Source organism: Bradyrhizobium sp. F1.13.3, from assembly GCF_040548265.1.
Classification (GTDB): Bacteria; Pseudomonadota; Alphaproteobacteria; order Rhizobiales; family Xanthobacteraceae; genus Bradyrhizobium.
The window spans coordinates 200,117-213,195 of sequence record NZ_JBEPRI010000004.1 but is presented as its reverse complement, the minus strand read 5'-3'; the positions used below and the strand labels follow the sequence as shown (position 1 = coordinate 213,195).

The 13,079-nt window shown below is 65.4% G+C and carries 14 protein-coding genes; 5 read left to right on the top strand and 9 right to left on the bottom strand.

Annotation, left to right across the window (positions count from 1 at the left end; genetic code table 11):
* Positions 1-315 precede the first annotated feature (315 nt).
* Positions 316-1,509, top strand: coding sequence for a hypothetical protein (locus ABIB66_RS13340; RefSeq protein ID WP_354203956.1), 1,194 nt, complete (start codon positions 316-318; stop codon positions 1,507-1,509).
* On the opposite strand, the gene gmk is transcribed toward ABIB66_RS13340, so the two are convergent.
* The 9 genes from gmk to ABIB66_RS13295 form a co-directional block, all read right to left on the bottom strand.
* The gene (gmk, locus tag ABIB66_RS13335; protein WP_354055135.1) at positions 1,442-2,101 is read right to left on the bottom strand and encodes a guanylate kinase; all 660 of its coding nucleotides are present in this window, start codon (positions 2,099-2,101) and stop codon (positions 1,442-1,444) included. The genes ABIB66_RS13340 and gmk overlap by 68 nt on opposite strands.
* Positions 2,102-2,104: 3 nt before the next feature.
* On the bottom strand, positions 2,105-2,992 hold the full coding sequence (locus tag ABIB66_RS13330) for a YicC/YloC family endoribonuclease (RefSeq protein ID WP_354055137.1): 888 nt from the start codon (positions 2,990-2,992) through the stop codon (positions 2,105-2,107).
* Between the two features lie 118 nt (positions 2,993-3,110).
* Entirely contained in the window at positions 3,111-4,385 is a 1,275-nt protein-coding gene (gene mltG / locus ABIB66_RS13325; RefSeq protein WP_275167211.1) for an endolytic transglycosylase MltG, read from the bottom strand.
* Between the two features lie 125 nt (positions 4,386-4,510).
* Positions 4,511-5,776: a beta-ketoacyl-ACP synthase II gene (gene fabF / locus ABIB66_RS13320; RefSeq protein WP_354254932.1), complete on the bottom strand. Its 1,266-nt coding sequence runs from the start codon at positions 5,774-5,776 to the stop codon at positions 4,511-4,513.
* Positions 5,777-5,884: 108 nt separating this feature from the next.
* Entirely contained in the window at positions 5,885-6,124 is a 240-nt protein-coding gene (locus tag ABIB66_RS13315) for an acyl carrier protein (RefSeq protein ID WP_006020277.1), read from the bottom strand.
* Positions 6,125-6,433: 309 nt separating this feature from the next.
* Entirely contained in the window at positions 6,434-7,171 is a 738-nt protein-coding gene (gene fabG, locus ABIB66_RS13310; RefSeq protein WP_007592006.1) for a 3-oxoacyl-[acyl-carrier-protein] reductase, read from the bottom strand.
* Positions 7,172-7,273: 102 nt separating this feature from the next.
* A complete protein-coding gene (gene fabD, locus ABIB66_RS13305) occupies positions 7,274-8,233 on the bottom strand; it encodes an ACP S-malonyltransferase (RefSeq protein WP_354254931.1) in 960 nt (319 codons plus the stop codon).
* A 200-nt stretch (positions 8,234-8,433) separates the two neighbouring features.
* On the bottom strand, positions 8,434-9,459 hold the full coding sequence (locus ABIB66_RS13300) for a fatty acid desaturase family protein (RefSeq protein ID WP_354203962.1): 1,026 nt from the start codon (positions 9,457-9,459) through the stop codon (positions 8,434-8,436).
* Positions 9,460-9,472: 13 nt separating this feature from the next.
* Positions 9,473-10,168, bottom strand: coding sequence for a TetR/AcrR family transcriptional regulator C-terminal domain-containing protein (locus ABIB66_RS13295; protein WP_354203964.1), 696 nt, complete (start codon positions 10,166-10,168; stop codon positions 9,473-9,475).
* Positions 10,169-10,526: 358 nt separating this feature from the next.
* Between ABIB66_RS13295 and rpsF the strand changes: the two genes are divergently transcribed.
* From rpsF to rplI, 4 genes are all read left to right on the top strand, one after another.
* Positions 10,527-11,054 carry a 30S ribosomal protein S6 gene (rpsF, locus tag ABIB66_RS13290; RefSeq protein ID WP_354254930.1) on the top strand — a complete coding sequence of 176 codons (528 nt, stop codon included), beginning with the start codon at positions 10,527-10,529 and terminating at the stop codon, positions 11,052-11,054.
* A 5-nt stretch (positions 11,055-11,059) separates the two neighbouring features.
* Positions 11,060-11,299, top strand: coding sequence for a 30S ribosomal protein S18 (gene rpsR / locus ABIB66_RS13285; RefSeq protein ID WP_007592020.1), 240 nt, complete (start codon positions 11,060-11,062; stop codon positions 11,297-11,299).
* Between the two features lie 129 nt (positions 11,300-11,428).
* Complete coding sequence (locus tag ABIB66_RS13280; protein ID WP_354203968.1) at positions 11,429-12,406, top strand: hypothetical protein; 978 nt, start codon at positions 11,429-11,431, stop codon at positions 12,404-12,406.
* Between the two features lie 63 nt (positions 12,407-12,469).
* Positions 12,470-13,075, top strand: coding sequence for a 50S ribosomal protein L9 (gene rplI / locus ABIB66_RS13275; protein ID WP_275167218.1), 606 nt, complete (start codon positions 12,470-12,472; stop codon positions 13,073-13,075).
* Positions 13,076-13,079 lie beyond the last annotated feature (4 nt).

Here is a 13,079-nt window from a genome sequence, read left to right as displayed (position 1 = left end):
CCAAGGCGTCACGGGTACCGTCAGCGCGAGCGGCGCGGTCAGCACGTTCGGTCAAGGCGACGGCGTGACCTTCACCGGCTCCGGCCGCCTCGGTGGACGCAGCGGCTCCGGATCCTTCCGCCGCTCGGACGGCTGCGGCGGAACCTGGACTTCGACCAAGCATAGCAGCGAAAAAGTCTGATTCCGCGGCGGAACGAACGCCGCGCAGGCCCGATTCAGGCCACATCCTCTCCGGATTTGCGGCTCATTGCCACCTAAGTCTTTGACGAGAAAGGGAAGGTAACGAGTTGCGTCGCGCGTAATCGGGAGACCAGGATGGGCAACCGCACCGCAAAGTTCTTATCCGCCCTTGTGGGCAGCATCATTGCCGGCGCGCCACTTGCCGCCGTGTCGCAGAATGCACCGACGGCACCGAGCAAGGCAAATGCCGCGAGCGACTGCCTTGCCTCGCCAAAGGGCGCCGCGCCGCAGGGCCAGCATTGGCATTATCGTCTCGAGCGCGCGACCAAGCGACAGTGCTGGTATCTGCGCGCCGAAGGCGGCAAGGCCACTCAAACCGCACAGGCTGCGCCCGACACGCCTGCAGCGGATTCAGCCGTGCCGCAGCAGCACTCGGTCCAGGACGCGCGCGCCGAATATCTGACGCCGCAGAGCATCGCCACGGTGAAGACGCCTGCACAGGCGGGACCGGCGCCGACGCAACAAGCTGCGAGCCCCGCCGCCGACGCCAACGCGCAGCAGCCCGCCGTCGCCGGGCGCTGGCCCGACGCCTCCACGGCGTCCGCCGCGCCCACGGAGCAGCCGTCGCCTGCACCTGTCGCGGCCGCCGCGCAGCCGACCGCGAAACCGGCGAAGTCCCCTGCTCCGTTAGCTCTGGCTTCGGCGGACAGCACCGCCGACAAGCAGACCGGCTCGCTCCAGATGCTGCTGCTCGTGATTGGCGGCGCGCTGGCGCTTGCCGGCATCCTCGCCAGCGTCGTCTACCGCTTCGCCGGTGGACGCGCCCGCGTCCAGGGTGCCGACCAGCGCCGCGTCAACTGGGACAGTTTTGAGCCGCACGATCACGACGAGGGCCGTGCGCCCTGGCTCAACGCAGCGCCGGCCGGCGCGCCGCACGCTCAGCAGCCGCGCCCGGTGGATTTCGATGCCGTGCGTCCGCAGACAGCCAAGACCGCGCAGCTCGCCGCGATCGATCGCGAGATTGATGTGATCGACGAGCGCACCCCGCAAGCGCACCAAGATGCCGCAAAGCTCGACGATGCCGATATCTTCAACGGAGAATTCCAGATCGAGGCCGCGCCGCGGCTCGCGACCGAGGACGTCAATGACGAAGAGGCGGCCGATCGAGATAAAGATGCGGGACCCGAGGACGTTATCGACATCGACGTGATCACGACGATGCTGGAACGGCTGGCCAAGGACGGGCCGCGGCTGACGCAGCCTAACCTTGAAGCTGACCTTGCAGACCTCGCACGAAGCCCACGAGGCCGGTCTGCCGCTCGCGCTTGAGGCGTTCGGCCTTCAGGATCGACTGCACCTCGGCGAAGGCCTCGTCAACGTCGTGGTTGATGACGATGTAGTCGTACTCGGCCCAGTGGCTCATCTCGTGGCTGGCGCGGCTCATGCGCTTGCGGATCACCTCGTCGGAATCCTGCGCGCGCGAATGCAGCCGCTTCTCGAGATCGGCAGCCGAGGGCGGCAGGATGAACACGCTGACGACGTCGGCGCGTGCTTTCTCTCGAAGCTGCTGCGTGCCCTGCCAGTCGATGTCGAACAGCACGTCCTGCCCAGCTGACAGCGCCGCCTCAACCGGCGCACGCGGCGTGCCGTAGCTGTTGTCGAACACGGTCGCCCATTCCAGCAGCTGGTCGGCCTTCACCATCGCGTCGAAGGTAGCCTTGTCGACGAACGAATAATCCCTGCCGTCGACCTCGCCCGGCCGCATCGCCCGCGTGGTCGCCGACACCGACATTCGGAGGCCGGGCATACGGTCGATCAACATGCGCGACAGCGTCGTCTTGCCCGCGCCCGACGGCGAGGACAGCACGAACATCAATCCGCGCCGCTCGACACCGTCAGTTCCGTGACCGCCAATCGTCATCGATCACTCCAGATTCTGGACCTGCTCGCGGAACTGCTCGACCACGTTCTTCATGGCGAGCCCCGTATTGGTCAGCTCGATGTCGTTCGACTTCGAGCAACAGGTATTGACCTCGCGGTGAAACTCCTGCGCCAGGAAGTCGAGCTTGCGCCCGACCGGGCCGCCCTTGCCGATCAGCTCGCGCGCCTGCGCGATGTGCGAGGCGATGCGGTCGAGCTCCTCGCGGATGTCGGCCCTGGTCGCAATCAGGATCGCTTCCTGCATCAGGCGGTCGGAATCGAAACGGTCGGAGGTGTCGAGCAGGCTCGCGATCTGCTCGGCGAGTCTCGCCTTGATCGCCTCGGGCTTGCGGCCGGGCGCGGCCTCGGCCTTCTTCGCCAGCTGCTCGACCTCGTCGACGCGCTGGATCAGGATCTGCCCGAGCGAGGTCCCCTCACGCTTGCGCATCTCGACGAGTTCGGCGAGCGCCTTGTCGAAGGCGTCCGCGGCGGCGGCGCGCGCGGACTTGTCCTCCTCCTCGTCGCCCTCGGGCTCGGCGACCTCGATGACACCCTTGATGGCCAGAAGCCCGTCGACGCTCGGCGCGACCGCATCGACCTTGCCGGCGATCACGGCGGCGGCCTTGAGGACGGCGTTGAGCACGTCCTCGTTGACGCGGACGCTGGTGGCGGCATTGGCGCGCTTGACGGTCAGATTGGCGTAGACAGTGCCCCGCGAGAGCAGCTCGGCGGCGCGCTTCTTGGCATGAGCCTCGAGCTCGTCGAACCCCTGCGGCAGCCGCACCCTGAGATCAAAGCCCTTGGCGTTGACCGACTTCAATTCCCATTCGAACGTATACGGCCCGCTCGCGCCGTGGCTTCGGGCAAAGCCCGTCATGGACGACAACGCCATCAGGTCAATTTCTCCAGAAGCACGGGATTCGCGCGGCCATCAAGCCACGCGAATCTTAAGACTATTTTGCAGGAAAATGTAATCCGCAAAGTCCCGCGGGGCAGGTCTGCGCGCAGGCCTAGCGCTGCACCACCGGGGGCGAGGCCTGCACGGCACCTTGCCGGGCCGGCGGCGGACCCGCGGGGCGAGCCGCCGGCGGCTTTTTCTGCTGGTTGGGCCGCGCCGGCGTGGTCGCCGTCGGCGTATCGGCGGCACCCGGCGCGGCGGCGGCCGGTGGCTGCGCGTCCTCGGCCGGCTCGACCGTGTCGTTCTGGATCTGCTTTTCCATCGCGCGCAGCTTGGCGACGTTCTTCTGGTGCGCGTCGTAGGTCTCGGTGAAGGAATGCCCGCCGGTACCATCCGCGACGAAATAGAGGTCACGGGTGCGGGCCGGGTTGGCGGCAGCCTCGAGCGAGGCACGGCCGGGGTTGGAGATCGGGCCCGGCGGCAGGCCCTCGATGACATAGGTGTTGTAGGGCGAGGGCTGCGTGATCTCGCTGCGCTTGATCGGACGGCCGAGCGTGCCCTTGCCGCCGACGAGGCCATAGATGATCGTGGGATCGGACTGCAGCTTGATCCTCTGCTTCAGGCGATTGACGAACACCGCGGCGACGCGGCTGCGCTCGTCCGGCTTGCCGGTCTCCTTCTCCACGATCGAGGCCAGCGTCACCAGTTGCTCCGGACTCTTGACCGGAATGTCCTGACTGCGGCGCTCCCAGATCTCGGTCAGCACGCGCTTGTGCGCCTGCTGCATGCGCTGGATCACCTGATCGCGCGGGGTGCCGCGCGGGAACTTGTAGGTCTCGGGCAGCAAGGTGCCTTCGCGCGGCAGCTCACGTACGCTGCCGGTGAAGATGTCGTTGTCGGACAGGCGCGCCACGATCTGCTCGGAGGTGAGGCCCTCCGGGATCGTCACGGCATGCTGCACCACCTTGCCCTCGACGATGGTGGCAATGACGTCGCGCAAGGACGCGTTCTTCTGGAACGAGTATTCACCGGGCTTGAGGTCCGAGCTCGCCTTCAACGCAGCGACGCTGGCAATGAACGCCCACGGATTGACGTCGGTCACGCCTTCCCGGTTCAGCGTCTCGGAGATATCGCGCTTGCCGGCGCGCTGCGGGATGTTGACGATCTTGTCTTCCTTCAGCGGTCCCGGCGCCTCGAGCACCTGTCGGCCGTAATAGTACACGCCGCCCGCACCGATCATCGCAATCAGCAGCAGGGTGATGATGGCGTTGCCGACGATCACGAAGGGATTGCGCGCGCGGTCCGATCGCTTCGGCGGCGGCGGGACCTGCTCGGGCTCGAGCGCTGCCCGCGGGCTCCGGGGCGAAATGGGCGGCCTTTCACTCATCGAAGCAACCTGAATCCTGCCGGTTCAATCGCGACCTGACAATCGCTTGCCGAGCCAAATGCACGCGCCCGCTTCCATGACTATCGCCGAATACGGCAAAACGGTGGATTCGTCGCAACAACAAACTAATGGACCAGACGCCGGAAGATGACCGACGCGTTGGTACCGCCAAAACCAAAAGAATTCGACAACGCGACGTTGACCTCGCGCTTCTTCGCCTGATGCGGCACGAGATCGATCGCAGTCTCGACTGACGGATTGTCCAGGTTGATGGTCGGCGGCACGACATTATCGCGAATCGCGAGAATGGCGAAGATCGCCTCGATCGCGCCGGCCGCACCCAGGAGATGACCGGTCGACGACTTGGTCGAGGACATCGCGACCTTGGAAGCGGCATTGCCGAGCAGGCGTTCGACCGCACCGAGCTCGATCTCGTCACCGAGCGGCGTCGAGGTGCCGTGCGCGTTGATGTAGTCGAGATCGGACGCGGTGAGGCCGGCGCGCTTGAGCGCCGCCGCCATGCTGCGGAAGCCGCCGTCGCCGTCGGGTGACGGCGAGGTGATGTGATAGGCATCGCCCGAGAGACCGTAGCCGATCACCTCGGCATAGATCTTCGCGCCGCGGCGCTTGGCGTGTTCGAGCTCTTCCAGGACCAGAACGCCGGCGCCCTCGCCCATCACGAAGCCGTCGCGGTCCTTATCGTAGGGGCGCGAGGCCTTCTCGGGCGTTTCGTTGAAGGCTGTCGAGAGCGCACGCGCGGCGTTGAAGCCAGCAATGCCGATGCGGCCGATCGGCGATTCCGCGCCGCCGGCAACCATGACGTCGGCGTCGCCGAGCGCGATCAGGCGGGCGGCATCGCCGACCGCGTGAGCACCGGTCGAGCAGGCCGTGACCACCGAGTGGTTCGGCCCCTTCAGCCCATGCTTGATCGAGACATAGCCGGAGGCGAGATTGATCAGGCGGCCTGGAATGAAGAACGGCGAGACCCGGCGCGGCCCGCGTTCCTTCAGCAGGACCGCGGTTTCGGCGATGCCGTTGAGCCCGCCGATGCCGGACCCAATCATGGTGCCGGTCGCGCATTTGTCCTCTTCGGTCTCGGGGTGCCAGTTGGCATCGTCGAGCGCCTGGCCGGCTGCGGCCATGCCGAAGGTGATGAAGTCGTCGACCTTGCGCTGGTCCTTCGGCTCCATCCAGATGTCGGGATTGAAAGTGTCGTTGGTGCCGTCGCCGCGCACGACCGTGCAGCCGATCTTGGTCTGAAGATCGGAGACATCGAAGCTCTCGATCTTGCGTGCGCCGCTTTCGCCGTCGAGGATGCGCTTCCAGGTCGGCTCGACACCGCAGCCGAGTGGCGAAACCATGCCAAGACCCGTGACGACAACCCGTCTCATATCCGAAAACTCCGCATCGAAAGATTCACGGCCAATAACAAGAAACCGGCTGACCGCTGTTGAGCGGTCCGTCCGGTTTCAATGTTGTCCCCGCGAAAATGAAGAGCCTTAGCTCTTCGCGTTCTTCTCGAGAAACTTCGTGGCGTCGCCGACGGTGAGAATCGTCTCCGCGGCGTCGTCCGGAATCTCGCAACCGAATTCCTCTTCGAACGCCATCACCAGCTCGACGGTGTCCAGACTGTCGGCGCCGAGGTCGTCGATGAAGCTCGCAGCGTCGACAACCTTCTCGGGTTCAACACCAAGGTGTTCGACCACGATCTTCTTAACCCGCTCGCCAATCTCACTCATTGCATAACCTCGTGTTGTTCCCTGTAGACCCGACCCCCCGGGACGATACGAGCCGTCGTGGTCGTTGACTGCCTTCGCTTACGAACTTTGATCTGGCCCCATCCTAACCGATGCAGGCCCGGCGAATGACGGCCAAGGCTCCGCATCGCCAATATACAGGGTTTCAAAAACCTGCAATGGCGTTCTTTGCCCATCCGTTGAAGGTCCGGTTATCATACTTCAATTGCGTTGACTACAAGCCTCATTTCGCTCCGAAAACGGCCGTTTGCCGCATTCCGCGCCGCCAAGGGGGCAGTGCGGCATGAAGCGTCAGATCATGGCCATGCCGCCGTTGACGTGGATGGTCTGGCCGGTGACATAGGCCGCTTCGTTCGAACTCAGGTAGACGGCGGCCGCCGCGATGTCCTCTGGCGTCCCCAGGCGATTGGCCGGAACCTTGGTCAGAATCGTTTCGCGCTGCTTGTCGTTGAGCGCGTCGGTCATCGGCGTCTTGATGAAGCCTGGAGCGATGCAATTCGCAGTGACGCCGCGCTTGGCGTATTCGGCGCCCAACGTCTTGATCATGCCGATCAGGCCCGCCTTCGACGCGGTATAATTGCCCTGCCCCGGATTGCCGGTGACGCCGACCACCGAGGTGATGGCGATGATGCGGCCGAAGCGCTTGCGCATCATCAATTTGGTGGCGGCGCGGGCGAGCCGGAAGGTCGAGGTCAGATTGATGTTGATGACCTCCTCCCAGTCCTCGTCACGGAGCTGCACGAAGAGATTGTCGCGGGTGATGCCGGCATTGGCGACGAGGATGTCGACCTGTCCCATCGCCGCTTCCGCAGCGGGCACCAGCGCCTCGACCTCGTCGGCCTTGGAGAGATTGCAGGGCAGCACATGGGTACGCTCGCCGAGCTTGCCGGCAAGCTCATCCAGCACTTCCTTGCGCGTCCCTGATATCGCAACGGTGGCGCCCTGCGCGTGCAGCGCCTGCGCGATGGCACCGCCGATGCCGCCGGTAGCACCAGTGACGAGCGCCTTTTTGCCAGTCAGATCGAACATCGATAACTCCTCCAAGGCACGATCCGGAAAAGTGCGCAGCTGTTTTCCGAAAGCATCGTGCGTCAACTAAAGAACCCGCGCGCGACGACGAATCATCGCGCCTCAGGCCTGCTTCGCAGCGACCAATGCATCTTTGGCGGCAGCAATGTCGTTGGGGCCACCGACCGCAACGCCGACGGCGCCGTCCGCAATACGCTTGACGAGGCCGGTCAGCACCTTGCCGGCACCGATCTCGAAGAAACGGGTGACGCCCTGTTCCGCCATATAGGCAACCGACTCGCGCCAGCGCACGGTGCCGGTGACCTGTTCGACTAGGCGGCGGCGGATCTCGTCGGGATCGGTGATCGCGCTCGCCAGCACGTTCGACACCAGCGGGGCCGCCGGCGCCTTGATCGTGACCTTGGCCAGCGCCTCTGCCATCGCGTCCGCAGCCGGCTGCATCAGCTTGCAATGGAACGGTGCGGACACCGGCAGCAACATTGCGCGCTTGGCTCCCCTGGTTTTGGCGATCTCGAGGGCGCGATCGACCGCGGCCTTGTCGCCGGAGACGACCACTTGCCCGCCGCCATTGTCGTTGGCGGCCTGGCAGACCCGCCCCTGAGCGGCCTCGTCCGCCACCGCCACGGCGGCCTCGTAGTCGAGGCCGAGCAGAGCGGCCATCGCACCGACGCCGACCGGCACGGCTTTTTGCATTGCGAGACCGCGGATGCGAAGCAGCCGTGCGGTATCGGAAATCGTCAGGCTGCCGGCCGCAGCCAGTGCCGAATATTCACCGAGCGAGTGGCCGGCGACGAAGGCCGCATCCCGCCCCACGGAAAACCCGGCTTCGGCCTCCAGCACGCGCAGGGTGGCGACGGACACCGCCATCAGGGCCGGCTGGGCGTTCTGGGTAAGCTGGAGGGTTTCGGCCGGACCATCCCAGATGGTCACCGTCAGCTTCTCCCCCAGCGCGGCATCGACCTCGTCGAACACGGCGCGCGCCACTGGAAAGGCATCGGCCAGGGCCTTGCCCATGCCGACCGCCTGGGAACCCTGCCCCGGAAATGTGAATGCTGCCGTCATCGGCGCTCCCTGCTTGTCGGGCGTGATCCCTGCGAGAACCGGCAGCCGTTTACGCTCGGCCTCAGGACATGGTTCCGGATCATACTCCAAAGGGCGCCGTAGACACTGTCCGGGGCCGGAATGTCAAGCCAAGTTAGGAACTTCGATCGGCCTTCAAGTGGCAGCCTTCAATTGGCAGCCTTCACTGTAGAGACGGGTCGCTAGAATCCGCCGGCCGTCTGATTGGCGTCGACCTCGGACCCCGCCTGCGCACGGCGCGCGCTGTTGACCAATTGCCCCGGCCGGTCATCGCGGTTCGGCTTCGCGGTCGCAAGCCGCAGCACGGCTGCGTAACTCGGTTGCACCTCCATACGGCCCGCATGCCGGCTCTCGCTCAGCAGGCGATGCACCTTCGGCAGATTGTAGCAGGGCACGTAGAACAAGAGATGATGTTCAAGGTGGTAGTTTACGTAATACGGCGCGATGAACAGACGTTCGAGGAAATTGGCGTAGGTGGTGCGTGTATTGCGCAAGGGATCGCTGCTGTCAGGCACAACCGCGTGCTCGGCGATGTTGCGGATGCGGGTGATGACCATCATCCAGGTCAGCAGCGGCACCAGCCATAGCAGCGGATAGGCCCACCATACGCCGGCCGCCGCGAGCGCGGCGAGCATCGCGCCATTGACCAGACATTGCGGGCCAAGCTTCTCCCAAAAATGCGCCGCGCGCTGCCGCAACGGCCAGTCCTTCGGCCCCAGCGCATTGAGCAACTGCGCCTTGCGCTGCTGGTAGCCCGTCTGCCCGGTGAGGTCGCGAATGAACTTGCGGCGATAGCTCAGCTTCGTGATCGGGAACGGCGCCGACAGCACGAGGTCAGGATCATCCTCCTGCTGCGTGCGCGCATGGTGCTGAAGGTGATAGCGCCGATAGCTACGCGTCTCCGCAAACAGAGGATAGGCGCAGAACCACTGGCTCAGGGTCAGATTGGTTTTCTCGTCGGCGGAGAGGCAGCCATGCGCGCCGTCATGCATGAGGATCGCGAGCCCGAGCTGGCGCGAGCCGATGATGGCGACCGCGAAGATAAAGGTGATCGGATTGGGCCACCACGCGACCAGGGCGATTGCGGCGATGATGAGCGCCCAGGCGTGCGCGATCAGCGCGACGCCTTTCCAGGTCACGCGCCGGCGCACGTCGGCAAGTTGATCGTCGGTCAGGAAATCGCGGGCACGCATGCGAAGCGCAGTCATGGCCTAACTCTCCTCATTTCGAATCGCTCGATGCGTCGCGCGCGTCGACGAGGCGCAGCCGCGCGGTGTCATTGTTGGATTTCGCCTGTTCGCCCAGCACGCGCAGCATCTCGGCGCACAGCGCCTCGGGCGAACGGCCCATGGCGTAGCCCTCGAGTATGACGCCGATCGCGACGGCCCAGAACCGCCGCGAACTCTCATCGGGCGCGCGCAGGGACCGCCAGCCGTGTCGTGCGACCTGGCTCGCATAGGCCCGCGCACCTTCGCTGTGCAGGCGCTCGATCGTGCGCTCGACCAGCGGCGCGAGATCCTGGCGCCGCCGCGTCAGCGTCAGCGCCTCGGCGAAGAAGGTCACCGAATCGCTCGCCGTCACGGTCTCGGCCAGCGCGTGGGTATAATCCTGAGGCGTGCGCGCCTTCAGCGCCGCCTGCTCGGTCGCCCGCGCCAGGTACAGCAGCTCGCGGCAGGCGCACTCGACGAACAGCGCCTCCTTGGTGCGGAAGTAATAGGTGATCTGGCTCGGGAACGCGTTCGCAGCGGCTGCGATGTCGGTGATCGCCGTACCCGACAGCCCCCGCTCTCGAAACAGCGGGCTCGCGGCATCCAGGAGCAGCGAGCGCATTTTGCGGCCGGCCGACCGCGTGGCGCGGACGGCGTGCTTGGGGTCGCCTGCCGCCCCGAGCGGCTCATGGGCCGGCTTTTCTGCCATTGGGGTTCGCTCCCGTTAGACTTGTTTGTATGATATACAAACAAACAAATCAAGCCGGTGGTGGTAGCCGGCGGCGGAGTCCGCCGCCCGCATCGAAACCCTCCGCGCTGAAGACGCCCCTGCAACCTTGCCAAAAACCTTGCCAAGTCAGCCGAAATCCGTATAACGCGCCCATCCGCAGACCCCGGCCGGGAGCTGAACGGACGGTCTCAGCAAATCATTCGTGATTTTGGTGTGGCAGGGCCAGTCGGCCCGTCGTCCCGTGTTTCCGCCTTCTGAGCTTAATCCCAGAGTCCTTTCCGAAGGCCTCTTAAGGGCTTGACGCCGGGCGATGCGCCAACATGAGGAAAGGACTTCCATGGCTCTCTATGAGCATGTTTTTCTCGCGCGCCAAGACGCGAGCACGCAGCAGGTTGAAGAGCTGACTGCGCAGATGACCGGCATTGTCGAGGGTCTCGGCGGCAAGGTTGTCAAGACCGAGAATTGGGGCGTGCGCTCCCTCACCTACCGCATGAACAAGAACCGCAAGGCGCATTTCGTGCTGCTCAATATCGACGCGCCGTCCGCGGCGATCGCCGAGATCGAGCGCCAGGAGCGCATCAGCGAAGACGTGATCCGCTATCTCAGCGTCCGCGTCGAGGAGCTCGAGGAAGGTCCGTCCGCGATGATGCGCAAGGCCGACCGTGACCGCGAGCGTGACGACCGTGGCGGCGGCTTCCGTGGCGATCGCGAAGGCGGTGGCTTCCGTGGCGACCGCGAGGGTGGTTTCCGTGGTGGCGATCGTGAAGGTGGCGGCTTCCGCGGTGACCGCGGCCCGCGCCGTCCGCGCGAAGACGCTGAAACCACCACCACCACCACCACCACCACCACGACGGATGGGGAGTAAGAACAATGGCTGAAGCTGGTGCACGCCGCCCGTTTTTCCGTCGTCGCAAGAGCTGCCCGTTCACGGGCGCGAATGCTCCGAAGATCGACTACAAGGACTCCAAGCTGCTGATGCGTTACGTCTCCGAGCGCGGCAAGATCGTGCCGAGCCGCATCACCGCGGTGTCCGCGAAGAAGCAGCGTGAGCTCGCCCGCGCCATCAAGCGCGCGCGGTTCCTGGGCCTGCTGCCCTACGTCATTCGCTAAGACGAATACGGCCGGCGGCGACATCGCCGCCGGCCGTACGACCCAGTTTCTCATAAGGCTTCCGGGTTGTCCGGTCGCCGATGGTTGGGGCGAGATGCCTCTAACCGCTCGAAGGGAGCGGGACAGCTGATGATGGCCTTTGGACTGATAGCCCTGATCGCCGGCGCTGCGTCGGCCCTGATGTTCGCCTCGATCATTTCGGGCGCGCTGATCTCGCTCGTCCTGTTCTATCTCGCGCCGCTGCCGCTGATGGTCGCCGCGATCGGCTGGGGACCGCTTTGCGCGAGCCTCGGCGGCATCGCCGCCGCGGTTGGCCTCGGCGCGCTGTTCGGCCTGCCCTACTGCATCGCCTTCGCCCTCACCGTCGCATTGCCGGCCTGGTGGCTCGGCCATCTCGTCCTGCTCAGCCGGCAGGTCGGACCTGCCGCGCCGAAGGCCGCCGCCGAGCCGCCCACTGAGCCTGTGCTCGAGTGGTATCCGGTCGGCCGCATCCTGCTGTGGATCGCGGGCTTCGCCACACTGACCACGATGGCCGCCCTGCTCACGCTCGGCACCGACGCCGAGACCATCACCGGAACGCTGCGCCGTGGCCTGATGCGCCTCCTCCGCGCCACCGACCCGCAGAGCTCCGGCGAGACCGACCAATTCGTCGGCGCACTGCTGCGGATCTTGCCGGCCGGCGCCACCATCGTCGCGATGATGACGCTGACCCTCAACCTCTGGCTCAGCACCAAGGTGACGGCAACGTCGGGCCGGCTGCGGCGCCCCTGGCCGGACCTGATGACGGCGGAGCTGCCGCCGATGACGCTTGTGGCGCTCTGCATCGCGCTCGCCTTCTGCTTCACCGGCGGACTGCTTGCGATCGTGGCGCAGATCGCGACGGCGGCGCTGATGATGGGATATGCGCTGACCGGCTTTGCCGTGCTGCATACCCTGACGCTGGCGCTGAAGAGCCGCACCTTCTGGCTCGGCTCGACCTACGCCGTCGTGGTCGTGTTCGGATGGCCCGTCATCGCGATGGTGATCCTTGGCCTCGCGGATGCCGTGTTCGGCCTCCGCGAACGCTTCCTTCGTACGCGCCAGCCACCGCCGCTGCCGACCTCTTGAGTTCAAGTCCGAAAGTTCAAGTTCGAAATTCCAACTGACCCAACACATCAAAGGAGAACGAATATGGAAGTCATTTTGCTGGAGCGCGTCAACAAGCTCGGTCACATGGGCGAAGTCGTGAAGGTTCGCGACGGCTATGCCCGCAATTTCCTGCTCAAGCGCGGCAAGGCGCTGCGCGCCACCGCCGACAACCGTGCCAAGTACGACGGCATGAAGGCCGAGCTCGAGGCTCGCAACCTTGAGTCCAAGGGCGAGGCATCCAAGGTCGCCGAGAAGATCCAGGGCAAGAACATCATCGTGATCCGTCAGGCTTCGGAAGCCGGCCAACTGTTCGGCTCGGTCAACGTGCGCGACATCGTCGTGGCGTTCGAAGCCGACGGTGTTTCGCTGTCCCGCCCGCAGGTTCAGCTCGACGCGCCGATCAAGACCATCGGCAAGCACACCATCACGGTCGCCATCCACCCCGAGGTCGAGGTCGAGATCAGTGTCACCGTGGCGCGCAGCCAGGACGAGGCCGAGCGCATCAACCGCGGCGAGGACATCTCGACCCGCAACGAAGACCGGGATGCCGCGGCCGAAGCGATCGCAGCCGCCGGCGAGTTCTTCGACCCGGAAGCCCAGCAGGACGACGCCGAACCGGCGCCAGCTGCCGAAGAGACCGAGAAGTAAGCCT

Coding starts and splice junctions, on each gene's coding strand:
- ABIB66_RS13340 (WP_354203956.1), top strand. CDS start 316: ATGGGCAACCGCACCGCAAAGTTCTTATCCGCCCTTGTGGGCAGCATC.
- gmk (WP_354055135.1), bottom strand. CDS start 2,101: ATGACGATTGGCGGTCACGGAACTGACGGTGTCGAGCGGCGCGGATTG.
- ABIB66_RS13330 (WP_354055137.1), bottom strand. CDS start 2,992: ATGGCGTTGTCGTCCATGACGGGCTTTGCCCGAAGCCACGGCGCGAGC.
- mltG (WP_275167211.1), bottom strand. CDS start 4,385: ATGAGTGAAAGGCCGCCCATTTCGCCCCGGAGCCCGCGGGCAGCGCTC.
- fabF (WP_354254932.1), bottom strand. CDS start 5,776: ATGAGACGGGTTGTCGTCACGGGTCTTGGCATGGTTTCGCCACTCGGC.
- ABIB66_RS13315 (WP_006020277.1), bottom strand. CDS start 6,124: ATGAGTGAGATTGGCGAGCGGGTTAAGAAGATCGTGGTCGAACACCTT.
- fabG (WP_007592006.1), bottom strand. CDS start 7,171: ATGTTCGATCTGACTGGCAAAAAGGCGCTCGTCACTGGTGCTACCGGC.
- fabD (WP_354254931.1), bottom strand. CDS start 8,233: ATGACGGCAGCATTCACATTTCCGGGGCAGGGTTCCCAGGCGGTCGGC.
- ABIB66_RS13300 (WP_354203962.1), bottom strand. CDS start 9,459: ATGACTGCGCTTCGCATGCGTGCCCGCGATTTCCTGACCGACGATCAA.
- ABIB66_RS13295 (WP_354203964.1), bottom strand. CDS start 10,168: ATGGCAGAAAAGCCGGCCCATGAGCCGCTCGGGGCGGCAGGCGACCCC.
- rpsF (WP_354254930.1), top strand. CDS start 10,527: ATGGCTCTCTATGAGCATGTTTTTCTCGCGCGCCAAGACGCGAGCACG.
- rpsR (WP_007592020.1), top strand. CDS start 11,060: ATGGCTGAAGCTGGTGCACGCCGCCCGTTTTTCCGTCGTCGCAAGAGC.
- ABIB66_RS13280 (WP_354203968.1), top strand. CDS start 11,429: ATGATGGCCTTTGGACTGATAGCCCTGATCGCCGGCGCTGCGTCGGCC.
- rplI (WP_275167218.1), top strand. CDS start 12,470: ATGGAAGTCATTTTGCTGGAGCGCGTCAACAAGCTCGGTCACATGGGC.